This is a genomic window from Yoonia sp. R2-816 (assembly GCF_046762905.1).
In the GTDB taxonomy this organism is placed as follows: Bacteria; Pseudomonadota; Alphaproteobacteria; order Rhodobacterales; family Rhodobacteraceae; genus Yoonia.
Genome location: NZ_JBKQXN010000352.1, coordinates 19098 through 36956, shown reverse-complemented (window position 1 = coordinate 36956; position 17859 = coordinate 19098). Strand labels below are relative to the sequence as shown.

The 17859-nt window shown below is 57.1% G+C and carries 15 protein-coding genes and 1 riboswitch; of the genes, 6 read left to right on the top strand and 9 right to left on the bottom strand.

Going from position 1 to position 17859, the window contains the following annotated elements:
- Positions 1-54: 54 nt before the first annotated feature.
- The gene (locus tag ACFWW2_RS26740; protein ID WP_393933735.1) at positions 55-762 is read left to right on the top strand and encodes a hypothetical protein; all 708 of its coding nucleotides are present in this window, start codon (positions 55-57) and stop codon (positions 760-762) included.
- Positions 763-821: 59 nt separating this feature from the next.
- On the opposite strand, the gene ACFWW2_RS26735 is transcribed toward ACFWW2_RS26740, so the two are convergent.
- The 6 genes from ACFWW2_RS26735 to ACFWW2_RS26710 form a co-directional block, all read right to left on the bottom strand.
- Complete coding sequence (locus tag ACFWW2_RS26735) at positions 822-1247, bottom strand: F0F1 ATP synthase subunit epsilon (RefSeq protein WP_393933731.1); 426 nt, start codon at positions 1245-1247, stop codon at positions 822-824.
- Between the two features lie 9 nt (positions 1248-1256).
- Complete coding sequence (gene atpD, locus ACFWW2_RS26730) at positions 1257-2681, bottom strand: F0F1 ATP synthase subunit beta (RefSeq protein WP_393933729.1); 1425 nt, start codon at positions 2679-2681, stop codon at positions 1257-1259.
- A 20-nt stretch (positions 2682-2701) separates the two neighbouring features.
- Positions 2702-3574, bottom strand: coding sequence for a F0F1 ATP synthase subunit gamma (locus tag ACFWW2_RS26725; protein WP_393933727.1), 873 nt, complete (start codon positions 3572-3574; stop codon positions 2702-2704).
- Between the two features lie 22 nt (positions 3575-3596).
- Entirely contained in the window at positions 3597-5135 is a 1539-nt protein-coding gene (gene atpA, locus ACFWW2_RS26720; protein WP_393933725.1) for a F0F1 ATP synthase subunit alpha, read from the bottom strand.
- A complete protein-coding gene (locus ACFWW2_RS26715; RefSeq protein WP_393933723.1) occupies positions 5135-5695 on the bottom strand; it encodes a F0F1 ATP synthase subunit delta in 561 nt (186 codons plus the stop codon). The genes atpA and ACFWW2_RS26715 overlap by 1 nt, the downstream gene beginning before the upstream one ends.
- Positions 5696-6007: 312 nt before the next feature.
- Entirely contained in the window at positions 6008-6772 is a 765-nt protein-coding gene (locus ACFWW2_RS26710) for a DUF2793 domain-containing protein (protein ID WP_393933721.1), read from the bottom strand.
- A gap of 167 nt (positions 6773-6939) precedes the next feature.
- On the opposite strand from ACFWW2_RS26710, the gene gmd reads away from it, so the two are divergent.
- The 4 genes from gmd to galE are packed head-to-tail and all read left to right on the top strand — an operon-like array spanning position 6940 to position 11526.
- Entirely contained in the window at positions 6940-8058 is a 1119-nt protein-coding gene (gene gmd, locus ACFWW2_RS26705) for a GDP-mannose 4,6-dehydratase (RefSeq protein ID WP_393933719.1), read from the top strand.
- Positions 8024-9031: a GDP-L-fucose synthase family protein gene (locus ACFWW2_RS26700; protein WP_393933717.1), complete on the top strand. Its 1008-nt coding sequence runs from the start codon at positions 8024-8026 to the stop codon at positions 9029-9031. The genes gmd and ACFWW2_RS26700 overlap by 35 nt, the downstream gene beginning before the upstream one ends.
- A 13-nt stretch (positions 9032-9044) precedes the next feature.
- Complete coding sequence (locus ACFWW2_RS26695) at positions 9045-10457, top strand: mannose-1-phosphate guanylyltransferase/mannose-6-phosphate isomerase (RefSeq protein ID WP_393933715.1); 1413 nt, start codon at positions 9045-9047, stop codon at positions 10455-10457.
- A 55-nt stretch (positions 10458-10512) separates the two neighbouring features.
- Entirely contained in the window at positions 10513-11526 is a 1014-nt protein-coding gene (gene galE, locus ACFWW2_RS26690) for a UDP-glucose 4-epimerase GalE (RefSeq protein WP_393933713.1), read from the top strand.
- 1 nt (position 11527) lies between these two features.
- On the opposite strand, the gene ACFWW2_RS26685 is transcribed toward galE, so the two are convergent.
- A complete protein-coding gene (locus tag ACFWW2_RS26685) occupies positions 11528-12910 on the bottom strand; it encodes a phosphomannomutase (RefSeq protein WP_393933711.1) in 1383 nt (460 codons plus the stop codon).
- Between the two features lie 217 nt (positions 12911-13127).
- Here ACFWW2_RS26685 and ACFWW2_RS26680 point away from each other — a divergent pair, with 217 nt between their 5' ends.
- On the top strand, positions 13128-15314 hold the full coding sequence (locus ACFWW2_RS26680; protein ID WP_393933709.1) for a M10 family metallopeptidase C-terminal domain-containing protein: 2187 nt from the start codon (positions 13128-13130) through the stop codon (positions 15312-15314).
- 4 nt (positions 15315-15318) lie between these two features.
- On the opposite strand, the gene ACFWW2_RS26675 is transcribed toward ACFWW2_RS26680, so the two are convergent.
- Both ACFWW2_RS26675 and aroC read right to left on the bottom strand, forming a co-directional pair.
- Complete coding sequence (locus ACFWW2_RS26675) at positions 15319-16437, bottom strand: polysaccharide biosynthesis/export family protein (RefSeq protein WP_393933707.1); 1119 nt, start codon at positions 16435-16437, stop codon at positions 15319-15321.
- Positions 16438-16548: 111 nt separating this feature from the next.
- Positions 16549-17655, bottom strand: a complete 1107-nt coding sequence (aroC, locus tag ACFWW2_RS26670; RefSeq protein ID WP_393933705.1) for a chorismate synthase — start codon at positions 17653-17655, stop codon at positions 16549-16551.
- A gap of 93 nt (positions 17656-17748) precedes the next feature.
- A riboswitch (TPP riboswitch) is annotated at positions 17749-17847 on the top strand.
- Positions 17848-17859: the final 12 nt, after the last annotated feature.

Sequence of the window (17859 nt, the reverse complement as noted above, 5' to 3'; positions counted from 1 at the left end):
GAATAGTCGGGTTTTGCTGTGACGACCACTTGGCTTCGTCTTCTGACAGCGTGCATGCTGCTCGCTTGTTTTGCATCCTGCGGTGGAGGTTCCGGGGAAGGCCGCACCAACGGTGATGGGGTCGGTTCAGGCCCGGATGGGGGTGGCAGCGGCTCGTCCGACCCTCCTGTCGTCGGAACGACAGCGTTGAATGTGCTGACAGCAGCCGAACGGGTCAGTTACGAGACTGACCTTCTAAGCGATTTTGCCGTTGTGACAGATGCTGCTACCGGGGGCGGTCAAACCGTATTTGGTAGCCAGCCAGCAACAGGATCGGTTTCATATGACGGCTACATGCAGTTGATCATGGGGAATGCATCGGTGTCGGCCAATGTCATCGGGAATGCCATGCTGCAACTGGATATCGTAAATGCCACGCTTTCAGGTACCGCGACAGGTTTTCAGGGGGTCACCGACGACGAATTCGATTTCCCGCAGGTGGCGCATTATGATGGGGTGGTCACGATTACGGACGCCACGGTTGGTGTAAGTCCCGATGGTCATTACGCCGTGGGGTTTGGCATCAACGGCGTCTTGGACAACGGCCTCAACAGCTTTGGGATTGATGGCAATCTGATCGGTGCCCTTTACGGAGCAGAGGCCGAAGGGCTGTATGCGATCGGCAGCTATACCAACATTCACGGCAGCATGGACATCACGATTGATGGTGTCGACACGCCGGAAGATATCGGTATTGCCACGGTTTCCACCTTGAAACCGTGATGTTTCAAAAAGAAAGGGCCCCGCGACTGCAGGGCCCTTCTCAAGAGTGATTGCGTGGTTCAGTTTTTCGGGCTGAGCCCAATTGTTCCGCCAATCGCTACCATGTCCGCCAGCAATTTGGCAGCGTCATCGACCGGGCCAGGTTCGTTCTTGAAGGTCTCTTGCGCCTTGCCGTAAGCCTCTTTGGCGTCGGCAACCATCTGGTCGTATATCTCTTGCGTCACTTCGCCCTTGGGCAGCGCATTTTCCGCCAGAACTGAAACGCTTTCCGCCGTGATCTCGGCAAAACCGCCAGACACGACATATTCGTCGCTTCCGCCCTTATGGACCACGGTCAGCACACCGGGGCGCAGCGTTGTGATCGTCGGCGCGTGATCGGCCATCGCCGTCATGTCGCCATCGGCGCCAGGGATCTGCACTTCGGACGCCTCGACCGAGGCCAAGCGGCGTTCGGGCGAGACCAGATCAAATTGTAGGTTTGCCATGTCGGCTCCTTACGCTGCGTCTGCAGCCATTTTCTCGGCTTTGGCTTTCACTTCGTCGATGCCGCCGACCATATAGAACGCACCTTCGGGCAGATGGTCATATTCACCGGCGACTACGGCCTTGAAGGACGAAATCGTGTCTTCCAGCGGGACCTGTACGCCGGGCGAACCGGTGAACACTTCGGCCACGTCAAATGGCTGCGACAGGAAACGCTGGATTTTCCGGGCGCGGGCCACGGTCAGCTTATCCTCTTCGGACAGTTCGTCCATACCGAGGATGGCGATGATGTCCTGCAGTGACTTGTAGCGCTGCAACGTGTTCTGCACGTCCATGGCGACGCGATAATGCTCCTCACCCAGAACGGCGGGGTCCATCAGGCGCGACGTTGAATCGAGCGGGTCAACGGCAGGATAGATGCCCAGCTCGGAAATCGCGCGATTCAGAACGGTGGTCGCGTCCAAGTGCGCGAACGATGTAGCCGGTGCAGGGTCGGTCAAGTCATCGGCAGGCACGTAGATCGCCTGCACAGAGGTGATCGAGCCATTCTTGGTCGATGTAATCCGTTCCTGCATCTGACCCATATCGGTCGCCAGTGTTGGTTGGTAGCCCACGGCGGATGGGATACGGCCCAACAGCGCTGACACCTCGGAACCGGCTTGCGTAAAGCGGAAGATGTTGTCGACAAAGAACAGAACGTCTGTACCGGACTGGTCGCGGAATTGTTCGGCCATGGTCAGACCGGACAGGGCCACGCGCATACGCGCACCGGGAGGTTCGTTCATCTGACCGTAAACCAGCGCCACTTTGGACTTGGTCAGGTCATCGGCGTTGATAACGCCAGATTCGATGAATTCGTAGTAGAGGTCGTTGCCCTCACGGGTCCGTTCACCCACACCGGCGAAGACCGAATAGCCGGAGTGCACTTTGGCGATGTTGTTGATCAATTCCTGGATCAGAACCGTTTTGCCCACACCGGCACCACCAAAGAGGCCGATTTTACCGCCCTTCGCGTAAGGGGCCAGAAGGTCGATCACCTTGATACCGGTGACGAGGATTTCCGACGATGTGGACTGCGCCTCGAACGTTGGTGCGTCACCATGGATGGTGCGGGTTTCCTTCGTTTCGATCGGACCTTTTTCATCAATGGGCTCGCCCACAACGTTCATGATCCGGCCAAGGGTCGCGTCGCCAACCGGCACGCTGATCGGGCCGTCAGTGTCAGTCACAACTTGACCGCGCACCAGACCTTCGGTCGCGTCCATGGCGATGGCGCGCACGGTGTTTTCACCAAGGTGCTGGGCAACTTCGAGGGTCAGCTGCTTGCCATTGTTGTCGGTTGTCAGGGCGTTCAGAATCTCAGGCAGATGCTCATCGAACTGCACGTCAACGACGGCGCCGATGATCTGCGTGATCTTACCTTTTGCGTTTGCCATAATGGTTTTCTCCGGGGGTACTAGAGCGCTTCCGCGCCCGAAATAATTTCAATCAGCTCGTTGGTGATCACGGCCTGACGCGAGCGGTTGAACTCGATCGTCAGTTTGTCGATCATTTCACCGGCGTTGCGGGTCGCGTTGTCCATGGCGGACATGCGGGCCCCCTGTTCGGACGCGCCATTTTCCAGCAATGCGCTGAAAATTGCGGTCGCGACGCCGCGCGGCAGCAGGTCGGCCAGGATTTCTTCCTCGCCGGGTTCATAGTCGTAAAGCGTGGCTTCCTTGTCGGCCACCTCTTCGAACTTGGCGGGGATGATCTGCTGGGCCGTCGGGTGCTGGGTGACGACATTCTCGAAACGCGCGAAAAAGATAGTTGCGACGTCGAATTCACCCGCATCGAACCGCGCCAAGACATCCTTGGCGATCCCCTGAGCGTCAGCGTAGCTAACCCGCTTCACCTCTGTCAGGTCCACGTGATGGACGAAATGGTCGCTCAGGTCACGCTTAAGCGCATCACGGCCTTTCTTGCCGACCGTTACGACTTTCACGGTCTTGCCTTCGGCGATCAGCTTTTGCGCATGTGTACGCGCCAGTTTGGCGATATTGCCGTTGAAGCCGCCGCACAGACCACGTTCCGCCGTCATGACGATCAGCAGCTGCACCTGATCACTGCCCGTTCCCGATAGCAATTTGGGTGCTGAGTCCGATCCGCCAACCGATGCCGCAAGCCCCGCCATCACGGCATTGAACCGTTCCGTGTAAGGGCGCGACGCCTCAGCAGCATCCTGGGCGCGGCGCAGTTTTGCTGCCGCAACCATCTGCATGGCCTTTGTGATCTTGCGGGTCGATTTGACCGACTCGATCCTGTTTTTCAGGTCCTTAAGACTGGGCATAAGGCTCTCCTATGTCCAAGTATCAGGCGAAATCTTTGGCGAAGGCTTCGACGGCTGCCTTGATCCTGTCCTCGGCCTCGCCTTTGATCTTTGGATCTTCCTTAGTGATGTAGTCCAGCACGTCAGACGCATTCGTGCGCAGATGCTTCAACAGACCTGCTTCGAACCGGCCAACATCCTTGACGGCGATCTTGTCCAGGTAACCCTTTGTACCCGCATAGATCACGCAGACAATTTCCGCATTGGTCAGCGGCGAATACTGGGGTTGCTTCATCAGTTCGGTCAGACGGGCACCACGGTTCAGCAGCTGCTGCGTGGATGCATCAAGGTCAGAACCGAACTGCGCAAAGGCCGCCATTTCGCGATACTGCGCCAGTTCCAGCTTCACCGGACCGGCGACGGATTTCATCGCGTTGGTCTGGGCCGAAGACCCCACGCGAGACACCGACAGACCGGTGTTCACGGCAGGGCGGATACCCTGATAGAACAGTTCGGTTTCAAGGAAGATCTGGCCGTCGGTGATCGAAATCACGTTCGTCGGAATAAAAGCCGACACGTCACCACCCTGGGTTTCGATGATCGGCAGCGCGGTCAGCGATCCGGCACCGTTATCTTCGTTCAGCTTGGCCGAACGCTCCAACAGGCGCGAATGCAGGTAGAAAACGTCACCTGGGTACGCTTCACGCCCGGGTGGGCGGCGCAGCAGCAGCGACATTTGACGATAAGACACAGCCTGCTTGGACAGGTCATCATAGATGATCAGCGCGTGGCGGCCATTGTCGCGGAAATGTTCGGCCATCGCGGTGGCGGAATATGGGGCGAGGTACTGCATCGGCGCAGGCTCTGACGCGGTCGCGGCAACGACGATGGAATATTCGATCGCGCCGGATTCTTCGAGACGCTTCACCAACTGCGCAACGGTCGAACGCTTCTGACCGACAGCCACATAGATGCAGTACAGCTTCTTCGATTCATCATCGCCAGCAGCATCGTTATAGGATTTCTGGTTCAGGATCGTATCCAGCGCCACGGCGGTCTTGCCGGTCTGACGGTCCCCAATGATCAGTTCGCGCTGGCCGCGGCCAATCGGGATCATGGCGTCAACGGATTTCAGACCGGTCGCCATTGGTTCATGCACGGATTTGCGGGGGATGATGCCGGGGGCTTTGACGTCGGCAACCAGACGCTTAGACGCGTTGATCGGGCCTTTGCCATCCAGCGGGTTACCAAGCGCGTCAACAACACGCCCCAGCAGCTCGTCACCAGCAGGCACGTCCACGATGGATTTGGTGCGCTTGACGGTGTCGCCTTCTTTAATGTCGCGGTCAGAACCGAAGATAACCACACCGACGTTGTCGGATTCGAGGTTCAGGGCCATCCCGCGAATACCGCCCGGGAATTCGACCATTTCACCGGCCTGCACGTTGTCGAGGCCATACACACGGGCGATACCATCACCCACGCTCAGTACCCGGCCAACCTCGGCCACTTCGGCTTCTTGACCGAAGTTCTTGATCTGGTCCTTCAGGATCGCAGAGATTTCAGACGCTTGGATCGCCATTATCCGACCTCTTTCATAGTGTTCTGGAGTGCGTTGAGCTTGGAGGCGATCGACGTGTCGATCATCTTGGAGCCCACTTTAACGATAAGACCGCCAATGATGCTTTCATCGACAGTTTCTTTGATGGTGACAGATTTACCCACTTGGGCCTTGAGTGTTTTTGCCAGCTTGTCGGACTGTGCCTTGGTCAGGGCCTTGGCGGTGGTGACTTCGGCGGTCACTTCGCCACGCTCTTCGGCCAGACGGTCCTGCAGTACGCGGACAAGGTGCGGCAGAATGAACAGACGGCGTTTCGCGGCCAAAAGACCGAGCACATTGCCCGTGGTGTCGGAGAGTTCCATTTTCTTGGCGATAGCAGCAACCGCGGCTGACTGTTCTTCCCGGCTGTAAAGCGGTGAGGTCAGCAACGTGCGCAGATCGGCGCTTTCGTTCATTGCAGCTTCCAAAGCTGCGACATCTGATTCGAGAGCCTTGATCGCCTTGCCTTCTTTAGCCAAGTCAAACACGGCAGTTGCATAGCGGTTTGCGATGCCTGTCGAAATACCAGCAGTTTCGGACACGTGTAGCCTTCCGATGTGTTAGGCCCGGCTTTAGCAGACCCAGCGATGTGGGCAGCAAAGGGGCAGCTTGTTTGGCCCCCGTTTTCACGAAAGCAGCAAAATCCTGCGCGATGTAGCAGAGGTCCTATGGTGTCGCAAGCACCCTGCGACAAGAATCCGCTTCTGTTCTGCCCATACGGGTAAAGGTGTCGGTATGACCAGAAGAATTATGATGCCGCAGCTGGTTTTCCATGTGCTGAAACGGAAAAACGCGCGAAACCTTTCGGCTTCGCGCGCTGTTTTTTGCGTTTTGACTGATAGTACGAGTCGGTTCTAGAACAGGTCCTGCCAGATCGTTCCATCGAAACATCGCAGCTTTGCGCTTGTCGCGTCAAAATAGATATCGCCGGCGGCAGCACCGGCGGGCGCGGCCCCGGGATTCAATCGCAGCACCTCACCGATCTGAACGTGACCGGTCGCCGCCGTGATCGTAATTGCGGTCGCCCAGGACGCGCCATCATCCGTCACCTTGATACTGAAATCGTCGTTTCCCGCGAGGCCCATCTCGGCCCGCCCCGAAAAACTGGTCTGATAAAGCAGTGATGCCGTGTCGCCAGCGCTGGCCTTATTGATCTTGACCTGATGTCCAGCGCCGTCGTTGTTCAATAATGTCGCGTCGCTGGACACGCTTAAACGATTTGTCGTGTCAGCCGTTGCGTTGATGCCCACGCCAGACAGATTGTCCAGTTCCGGCGTACCGCCTTTTGTGGTCCATACGCCACCAGAAAAAACCTGCAATTCACCGATCCCACGAACCCAGGCCACCCAACCGTCGAGCGGCGTCACGAAAAACCAGCCGCCGCCGCGCCACGTGGCAATCATATTGCCCTGCCCTGCCCATGCACCTGTCGGCGCGGCACCCAGCGCCCACGCCTGTCCTTCATCTGCCAAACCCGGCGGCGTCGTGGCCCCGGTCTCTTCCAGTGTGAGTTGGACGATCATATCAAGCAACTCGATCGCTTCGTTATGCGTCACATGCTTTTGTGCCTGTGCAGGCAGAATGAATGGCAAGGACAGGTTTGGTGTTTGATCTGGCATGGATAATTGCGCCTTCCGGGACTGAATGAAATCGCGCGCAGTATCCGCGTGGCAAGGTAAACGATCTCTTTCACCTCCGGTCGGGGTTAAGACACTGTTTATCTAAATGATTTGTTAAGACCTGTCGGACACCAATGACCCGGGGCGGCAGTTTGGGACTATTCACCATGAAACGCGCGTTGATAACCGGAATTACGGGCCAGGATGGTTCATATCTGGCCGAGCTTTTGCTTGAAAAAGGATATGAGGTGCATGGGATCAAAAGGCGCGCCTCACAGCTGAATACAGACCGGATTGATCACATCTATCAGGATCCGCAGACCGATGATGCGCGCTTCATCCTGCATTATGGCGATTTGACGGACAGTTCGAACCTGACACGTATCATCGCCGAGGTACGGCCAGATGAGGTCTATAATCTGGGCGCGCAATCCCATGTCGCCGTCAGTTTCGAGGCCCCTGAATACACCTCCGATGTGGACGCGATGGGCACCTTGCGGTTGCTCGAGGCGATCAGGTTTCTAAAACTGGAGAACAAGACGCGGTTTTATCAGGCCTCAACATCAGAACTCTATGGTTTGGTTCAGCAGACGCCCCAGACCGAAACGACCCCCTTTCATCCGCGTAGCCCTTATGCGGTTGCCAAGCTTTACGCCTATTGGACCTGCGTGAACTATCGCGAGGCTTACGGCATGTATGCCTGCAATGGGATCCTCTTTAACCACGAAAGCCCGCGCAGGGGCGAAACCTTTGTCACCCGCAAGATAACAAGAGGTTTGGCAAGTATTGCGATGGGGCTTTCTGAATGCCTTTATATGGGCAATATCGATGCCTTGCGCGATTGGGGCCACGCGAAAGACTATGTGCGGATGCAGTGGATGATGCTGCAACAAGATACGCCGCAGGATTATGTCATTGCGACCGGTGAACAGCATTCCGTGCGTGACTTCATCATCTGGACGGCGGGAGAGCTTGGTTTGAAACTGGCGTTCTCGGGCCACGGCGTTGATGAGATTGCCACCGTCAGCGCCATAACCAGCGATATGGCTGCGCATGTGAGTGTTGGCGATGTAGTGATGCGCATTGATCCGCGATATTTCCGTCCCGCCGAGGTGGAAACACTGTTGGGTGATCCGTCCAAGGCCAAGGCGCAGCTTGGCTGGACACCGGCAATTACAGCACGACAGATGTGTGCGGAAATGGTCGCCGAGGATCTGTTGACCGCACAGCGCCACGCGTTGTTACGCCATCATGGTTTTGACATGCCTTTATCCGTCGTTACCTGATCCGATGCGCATCTACATCGCCGGTCACAATGGGATGGTGGGGGGAGCCATACTCCGTCGCTTGCGGGCGGAAGGCCAGGATGACCTGATCGTCGCAGATCGTGATGCCCTTGATCTGACCGATCAGACCGCGGTGCGCCGCTTTTTTGCAAGAGAGCGTCCAGAATTGGTCATTCTGGCTGCAGCGAAAGTAGGCGGCATTTTGGCCAATGACACTTATCCCGCCCAGTTCATCTATGAGAATCTGATGATTCAGGCGAACGTCATTCATCAGGCCTTTGCCGCTGGGGTATCGCGTTTGTTGCAACTGGGATCATCTTGCATCTACCCCCGCGATGCGGCTCAGCCCCTGACGGAAAACTGTCTGCTGCAAGGCCCCCTTGAACCAACCAACGAACCCTATGCGATTGCCAAGATTGCCGGGATCAAACTGTGTGAAAGCTATAACAGGCAATATGGCACCGACTACCGGTCGGTCATGCCAACGAACCTGTACGGTCCGGGCGACAATTTCCATTCCAAGAACTCTCATGTTCTGCCCGGGCTGATCGCTCGATTTCACGAGGCTACCGAAAAGGGCGCTGAGGAGGTGCAAATCTGGGGCAGCGGTATGCCCCGCCGCGAGTTCTTGCACGTGGACGACATGGCGGCAGCCGCGTTGTTTGTGCTGAACCTTGATCGGCACACCTATGAGGCCGAAACTCAACCAATGCTTAGCCACATCAATGTTGGAACAGGCACCGATATCTCTATTCGGGACCTTGCAGAAGTGGTGGCAGAAATTACAGGTTTTGATGGCCAGATCATCTGCGACACGACCAAGCCGGACGGCGCGCCACGCAAGCTGATGGATACCACACGGCTGACCCGATTGGGTTGGACTGCCGCAATCCCGTTGCGCGAAGGGATCGTTTCAACCTATGACTGGTACCGAAGCCAGCTTATTTCTGGCCAAGATCTGCGGCATAGGTAAGGAAATCTTTGTTATGATTACGCCCGTTTTGTTGTGTGGCGGCTCTGGCACGCGGCTCTGGCCGCTGTCGCGCAAGAGCTATCCCAAGCAATTTTCGCCGCTCACCGGCGAGGAAAGTCTGTTTCAGGCCAGCGCCCGACGGCTCCAGGGCAGCCTTTACCGCGACCCCGTCGTGGTCACCGCCGATCCATTCCGTTTTATTGTCGTTCAGCAACTTGCTGCGACCGGGATCACACCGCAGGCTGTTCTGATCGAACCGGAGGGGCGCGACACGGCCCCTGCAATTCTCGCCGCCGCGCTGCATGTTGCCAGTACTGATCCAACCGCGCTGATACTCGTCGCGCCCTCTGACCACGTGATCCCGGACCGCGACGCATTTGATCAAAGCGTCGCCGCTGCGATCCCCGCTGCCGAAGCCGGACAATTGGTGACCTTTGGTATCGCCCCCGATCGACCGGAAACCGGTTATGGTTATCTGGAGCTCGACGACGCTCCTGCGGAAGATATCGTTCCAAAGCCGCTGCGATCTTTTGTAGAAAAGCCGGATGCAGCCACAGCTGCCAAGATGCTGGCTGACGGTCGGTTTTTGTGGAATGCGGGCATTTTCCTGTTCAAGGCCGAAACGATCCTGCATGCATTCCGGGACAATGTGCCGGATATGGTCACCGCCGTGCAGGCGGCGACAAAGGGCGCAAAGACGGACCTTGGTTTTTTGCGGCTGGCGCCCGATCCTTGGGCGCAGGCCGAAGCGATTTCCATTGACTACGCGGTGATGGAAAAGGCCAATAATCTTAGCGTGGTGCCCTACCGGGGAACCTGGTCAGATCTGGGTGACTGGGCGGCGGTCTGGCGCGAAACCGAACACGGTGGGCTTTCACTGTCCGACACCGCCACGGCAATTGATTGCAAGAATACCCTTTTGCGGTCCGAGGTCGCCGAACAGGCAATCGTTGGCATTGGTCTGGAAGACATCGTTGCCGTCGCCATGCCGGATGCCGTTTTGATCAGCCACAAAGATCGGACACAGGATGTCAAACAAGCGGTCGCCGCGCTGAAAACCAAGAATGCCCCTCAGGCCGAGTCGTTTCCAAAAGATCACAGGCCATGGGGCTGGTTCGAAAGCCTTGTCGTCGGCGATCGTTTTCAGGTGAAGCGGATTGTCGTGCATCCCGGTGCAGCCCTTTCGCTGCAGTCACATCACCACCGGGCCGAACACTGGATCGTGGTAGAGGGCACCGCAAAAGTTACCGTTGATGATGAGGTTCGCCTGATTAGCGAAAATCAGTCAATCTATGTCCCGCTTGGCGCGGTGCACCGCATGGAAAACCCCGGCAAAGTGCCCATGGTGCTGATCGAAGTGCAAACAGGCAGCTATCTCGGCGAGGATGACATCATTCGTTACGAAGACGTTTATTCGCGGAACTAGTTGCCGCCGGTCTTATCCAAACCTACTAATGCGCAACGCAATGGGGGTTTGACACATGCGGGTCTTAGTCACTGGTGGTGCGGGCTATATCGGAAGCCACACGTTGCTTGAACTCATGGCCCAAGGGCATGAGGTTTGCGTGGTCGACAATTACTGCAATGCATCGCCAGAGGTTCTCGTGCGCATCCGCAGCCTGTCCAATGGCACATTGGTCGATCACATCGGTGATGTGCGCGACAGCGTCAAGCTCGATGATATCATGGATGCGTTTCAGCCGGAGGCGGTGATCCATTTTGCAGGGCTCAAGGCCGTTGGCGAAAGTCAGGAACGCCCGCTGCACTATTACGATATCAACGTCTCGGGCACACTTTGCCTGCTGCGGGCGATGGATCGGATCGGCTGCCGGAAGATTGTATTCTCATCATCTGCGACGGTTTACGGGGTCCCGAAATACCTGCCCTATGACGAGGCACATCCGACCAACCCCACCTCCGTCTATGGCCGGTCGAAGCTGATGGTCGAACAGATATTGACCGATTGGACAGCCGCACAAACCGATGCCACTGCGGTACTCTTGCGGTACTTCAACCCGGTGGGCGCGCATGCCTCTGGCCAGATTGGCGAGGATCCCAGCGACATTCCCAACAACCTGATGCCCTATATCGCGCAGGTCGCCATCGGCAAGCGTGACGCGCTGACTGTCTTTGGCGATGATTATGATACCGCTGACGGGACGGGGCTGCGGGATTACATCCATGTTGTCGACCTCGCACGCGCCCATGTGGCCGCGCTTGGCTATGCTGACAAGGCGACCGGCGCGCGGGCCTTCAATGTCGGAACCGGCCAGAGCTATAGCGTGCTGGATATGGTCGCCGCCTTTGAACGGACCAGCGGCAAGACGATACCCACTAAAGTCGCGGCGCGTCGGGATGGTGACATTGCTGCCATGCAGGCCGATGCGACACGCGCAAGGCACGAACTGAAATGGGTCGCGGAACACAATCTGGATGACATGACATCCAGCACCTGGGTCTGGCAATCAGGCAACCCGAATGGGTACAAATCCTGAATTAGAGGACATCCGCAGTGGCCGTTCGCAACAGTGCCAACCCGTCGTCCAGTGTCTTGGCGGCACGCGCGATTGTTTCCGCCTCTACATAAAGACGCAGTTCAGGCGCATTCCCGGAAGGTCGAAGATGCACGATGCGCCCATCATTCAATGTCATTCGCAACCCATCCAAGGTTGAATGATCCGACTCGCTCCCTGAAAGTTGTTTCAGAAAATCCGCGCGCTTCTCTGCATCATTCGCCAGCGCTTCCACAAGCGCAGCGGAACGTTCGGTAGGGATGTCCTGTAACCGGTCCGCTGCCGTAAACCGCGGTGCCTCTTGCGAAACGACTGCTGATACGCCTTTCCCACGCGCGGCGGAAAGACAGCACAACATTGGTAATAACGCATCGCGGGTGATTAGCTTGGGTAGCGAGCCGGACGGACCCATTGCATCATAACCAAGCAAAAATCCCCCGTTCGCTTCATAGCCGACGATACGTGACGTGGTCTTGGCCATCTCGGCAATGACATAAGGCGATCCAATCTTGGTGCGGATCACTTTTTCAAACTTGACGCCGGCCTCGACCCCGGTGTTGGACGAAATGGGTGTGACCACAACCTCTGCCTTTAGCATCGCGGCGGCGATCTGGCCCAGCACGTCACCTGGCACGATCTGACCACGCGCATCCGTCACAAGCGGGCGGTCACCATCGGCATCGGTCGAGACAATTGCGTCAAACTCCGCAGAGCTGGCCCAGCTTTTGAGCTGCTGGCGCACATCTGGCGCGACAGCTTCGGTGTCAACGGGAATGAAAACATCCGAAGAGCCAAGCACGCTCACCTCCGCGCCCAATCTTGTCAGCAACCCTGCCATCATGTCCCGACCGACAGCACTATGAGCGTAAAGGCCGATTTTCATACCGTCGAGGGCGGCACCAAATGCGGTCAGATACCTGTTCGTGTAGGCATCGGCGACTGTATCATTTGCGACAACCGCCGGGCCATCAACAGCAGTACTTTCTGCACCCAGATCGGCGAGTATGGCGCTTTCGTCGGCCTTCGTGATCTCACCGTCCGGCGTATAGAATTTCAACCCGTTACGATCAGCCGGTATATGGCTGCCGGTGACCATGACGGCTCCGGCACCAGCGCTCATGGCCGCAAGGGCCAGTGCCGGCGTGGGCACTGCGCCGCACTTGATCACGGCAACGCCTTGCTGCCGGGCCGCAGTGGCAACCATCCCGGCAATATCAGGGGACGAATCGCGCAGGTCATGGCCAAGATACAAACCAGTCCCGACATTACATGATGCAATGAAGGCCGCGATGTGATCGTTCACGCATTGCACCGTCAGCTCTGTCACGAGGCCCCGCAATCCACTGGTTCCGAATTTCGGCGGCATCGCACGCTCCTGTCTGTTGGATGCATGTCGTTCTAGCCTGCACGATGACACAGCTTCAACGTCGAAACCTCTACTATCGACTAAAATACACGATGTTATTGAGCCAATTGCCGGTCAAGGTTCACGCCTGCGCCCCAATTCGGACATCGGCAGGTCGCCCCCAAAAGACATCCTGACATCAAGCCATATTGGTTGTCGGTCCTGGGGGGGACCATCCATGTCATCATTCTATCTCGTAAGCTATACGACCGCCGAGATTGATCTGGAAAGATCCCGGATCACCGATCTAGAAGTCGTCTATAACAACGGCAATCCGGTTCTTCTGAGCACCACACGCTATGATGGGGTCCTGCAAAGCTGGCAAATGGATACCGGTTCTATCGCGCTGATCGACACGTTGAACTTTGACGGCGGCGACAGGCCGGGCGGTACCAGCACGCTGACAGCGTTTGGCCCGGGCGTCGCAACCGGGTTGGTGACCGGCGGCGGAACCGGGGGGGTTCTGCAGACGCTCACTCTACAATCTGATGGTACATTCGCGGTCGATGATACATTGGACACGTTGCCTGCCATTTTTGGCGGTTTTCAGTACGGCGCAACGATCAATTTGGCGAGCGGTGATCAGGCCGTTTTTGGAGCATTGGCCGGCAATGCAGGTATCGCGCAACTCTCCTTCAACAGTACTGGGGCGCTGACTGATCACGCCATCATCCTGACCCCCGATACTGGGCATGCCGGCAATATCGCCGCAGTGGCAAAAGCCGATATTGGTGGCACAAACTACCTGTTTACGGCCAACCCGCTCCAAAACGCAGTGACAAGTTGGGCCGTGGCACCCGACGGTTCGGTCCGCACCAGCGACCATATCAATCCTGATGAGGGACTGTGGATCAGTGCGCCGAGCGTGATGCAAACCGCAATGGTTGGCGGTAGCACCTATCTGTTGCTGGGTGCTGCGGGTAGCAGCACCATCAGCGTCATGCAGGTCGGAATTGATGGCAGTCTGACCATGCGGGATCATCTGCTCGACAGCCTGAATTCCCGGTTTGCCGGAATCACAGCGCTGGAGGTCGTCAACCATAACGGCCAGACTTACGTCATCGCCGCCGGGGCAGATGACGGTGTTTCCATCTTTGTCCTGCTGGAGGGGGGATACCTGTTGTCCCGCGCCCATATTGAGGACACGGTCGATATGGGATTGGATAATATAAGCGCCATTGCCGCGCGCAGTCGCGATGACGGTTTGGACATCTTTGTCGCCAGCAGCAGCGAAACCGGGATAACGCAACTGCGTTATGACGGCGGACCAACGGGCGTCACAACAACAGCGATTCTGGCTGGCGGGCTTTTGTCAGGAACAATAGGCAATGACATTCTACAGGGCCACGATGGCGATGATCTGATTGAGGCAGATCAAGGAGACGACATTCTGCGCGATGGCAATGGCAGTGACACTCTGACCGGCGGCGCCGACGCGGATGTGTTTGTTCTGTCGCGCGATGGCGTGGTCGACACAATCACAGACTTCACCTTGGGTGAAGACAAGCTCGATCTGTCTCAGTGGTCATTGCTGCGCGATATCAGTCAATTGACCTTCACCATTCAATCCTATGGCATGGATATCGCCTATGGGGATGAATTGCTTATCGTGCGCGGCGCTGACGGGTCTTTCATCGACTACAGAGAACTGACAACTGCCGATTTGATCGGGGATGGCATGCGGTTCTCGACAACCATCGAGCCGGGATATCCCGGCCCGGCAACACCATCCCCCGATACCAATCCGACAGGCCCTGACGGTCCTGCCAACGAACCGGGTGGTTCAATGGATGACGGGGGTGTGATCGCCGTGGTCAAGGCAACCAGTCTTTCGGGCTTGCGGGATGCACTTACGGGTGGTTCGGGTTTGGCGTCCTTCAATGCGGCGCTGATTGAAGGAAGCGCTGGCAACGACGATCTGATCGGCGGTGACGGCATGGATATCATCATTGCGGGCGCCGGTGATGATAATGCTGCCGGTGGTGGCGGTGCCGACGTTCTGCTGGGTCGTGCCGGATCGGATTTGCTACGGGGCGGGGCCGGGGATGATCGGCTCTATGGTGGCGCAGGCGATGACCGACTAGAGGGTAATGCGGGCGACGACTTGCTTGCCGGTGGCGCGGGTGCCGACACGTTTGTATTCAACGGTGGAACCGATACGATCACCGATTTCACACAAGGGCTGGATCAGATCACACTTGATGCATCGTTATGGACCGGGTTGACCTCTGCGCAGGATGTGCTGGCGGTCTATAGCTCGTTCGACGGTACTCGTGCCACGATTGATCTAAACGATGGCAATGTACTGCATATCGATGGGGTCACGAATTACAGCACACTCGCGCTGGATATCGATCTGTTCTAATGACCTAGTTCGATATCGTTGTTATCGTCCGGAACACGTTCACCAGCGTAAACGCAGGGCCGAGCGCACTTTCGGTACCATAGACAAGATCATTGGGCTGGATTGCAAATTGCGCTGCCGAAAACAGTCCATCAGCGGATGTCAGATCAAGGGTAAAAACAACACGCTCCTGCGGTGGTCCGGCCCCGTCAGTGCGCACATCGCTGACATCATATTCACGTAGAACCAAAATGCCCTGCGGGTTAGCGCGGCCCGGGTTCACGCCGCCAACAATGGCCAATGCATCAAGAGCCGTCACATGATCCTTGGGAAACGGGTGAATGGCTTGCGTGCCGGTAGCTCCCAATGACAGGAAACTGCGATCCTCTTGTTCGACATATACACGGTCACCACCGCGAATGGTCGTGTCCAGTCGAGGATCCTCCAGCAGCCGCTCATAGGCGATGCCATAAACGGTATTGCCCCGCGCAAGGCGAACCTGCGGGTTGATCGTATCAGGTGGAACACCACCAGCTAGCGAAAGAAGATCCAGCAAGCGGGTATTGCGGTACTCCAACGGATAGATACCCGGGGCACCGACACCGCTGACAACATTTGCCGTATTTGTGCGTCCCGGGGTCACGATTAGCTGAACCTGTGCGGATGGTATGGTCTGCGTCAGCTGTTCTTCGATCCGCGCACGTGCGGTCGTGGGCGACATGCCTGACACCTTCAATTCGCCGATATATGGCACAAAGATCTGACCACTTGAACTGACTTCAATATCCTGTAGCGGGGTCACGCGCTGCCCGGTTCCGGACAGTAAAGAGTTTTCCGATGCATCCCAGACCGTCAACTGCATCTTGTCGCCCGGTGCGATGATCAGGGACGTCGCCGACTGATTATCCGGTACCCAACGATAACGCCGCGCATCTTTGTCCGGCCATGACTGCAGTGTTGGCAATGTTTCGCGGGTAACGTCGAAAACGGCAAAATCACGAACCTGCTCAACGCCAGTCTCAGTTTGCTGGACAGACGACGCCGCCAATACCTCTGACTGGAAACCTGCGCCGCGCGGGATGCCGCAACCAGCAAGGCTGAAACAAAGCAAGGCGGTCAGGACATATCGAGAAGTTTGCAGCATGATTCCCCCGTTATCGTCGAAAAACCATATCAGGTGGTTACAACGCACAACACCGATATTCCTAGTGTGTGGTCTGCTGGCTAGGCAAGAGGATTTGAATCGCGCACCCGATTAACCAATGATCCCGCGCACCCCACCCGTCTGGCCACGATCCAGCAGCAGATGATCAAGAATGACACAGGCCATCATCGCCTCGCCCACCGGCACCGCCCGAATGCCCACACAAGGATCATGGCGGCCCTTGGTAATGACCTCTGTCTGTGATCCGTCCATACGAATGGATTTGCGTGGCGAAAGAATGGAAGAGGTCGGCTTGACCGCAAAGCGCACGACGATGTCCTGCCCGGTGCTGATACCGCCCAATATACCACCCGCATGATTGGACGCATAGGCAGGCTGACCGTCATTCCCCATATAGATCTCATCGGCATTGTCGCGACCCGTCAGGGCGGCGGCGGCCATACCTTCGCCAATCTCCACACCCTTGACGGCGTTGATCGACATCATGGCAGCGGCCAGATCCGTGTCCAGCTTGGCATAGATCGGAGCGCCGATGCCCGCTGGCACCCCACGTGCGACAACTTCGATAATGGCTCCAACCGAATTGTGGTCATCCTTGCGCAACCAAGCCAGATAATCGTTCCACTCAGCTGCCGCGGCCGCGTCCGGGCAAAAGAAATCATTCTGGTCAATCTGGTCCCAGTCCATGCGGTCCCGGTCGATCTGCTTGGTGCCCATCTGGGTCATATAACCCCTGATCTCGACCCCCGGCGCAATTGATTTGATAGCTTCGCGGGCCACGCCGCCCGCTGCCACGCGTGATGCGGTCTCGCGGGCACTTGATCGGCCACCGCCCCGATAATCGCGCAATCCGTATTTCTGGTGATAGGTGATATCCGCATGGCCGGGGCGGAACGTATTAGCGATATCGCCATAATCTTTCGAACGCTGATCAGTATTGCGGATCATCAACTGAATAGGCGTGCCGGTTGTGCGGTCCTCAAACACACCGGACATGATTTCAACCGCATCGGGTTCATTTCGCTGGGTCGTGTTCTTGTTCAGGCCGGGGCGGCGCTTGTCCAACCATTGCTGGATCATCGCGGGTTCCAGCGGCACGCCGGGCGGGCATCCATCAACTGTCGCCCCCAATGCCGGTCCATGGCTTTCACCCCAGGTGGTGAACCGGAACAGATGACCGAAACTGTTGATCGACATCGGATACCCCTTTGCTGTCCGCACGGGTCTAGCGGGCGTGACAATCAGGCTCAAGAGGTTTCCCTTGTCACCGACGCTGATCCAGCCTAGCTAGGGCACACCTCGGGGGGCCAGAGATGGCTGAGATGCGTAAGCGGACCCGTTGAACCTGAACCGGTTAAGACCGGCGGAGGGAAGGTATGGCACTCTCGCTTACCCCCAAAT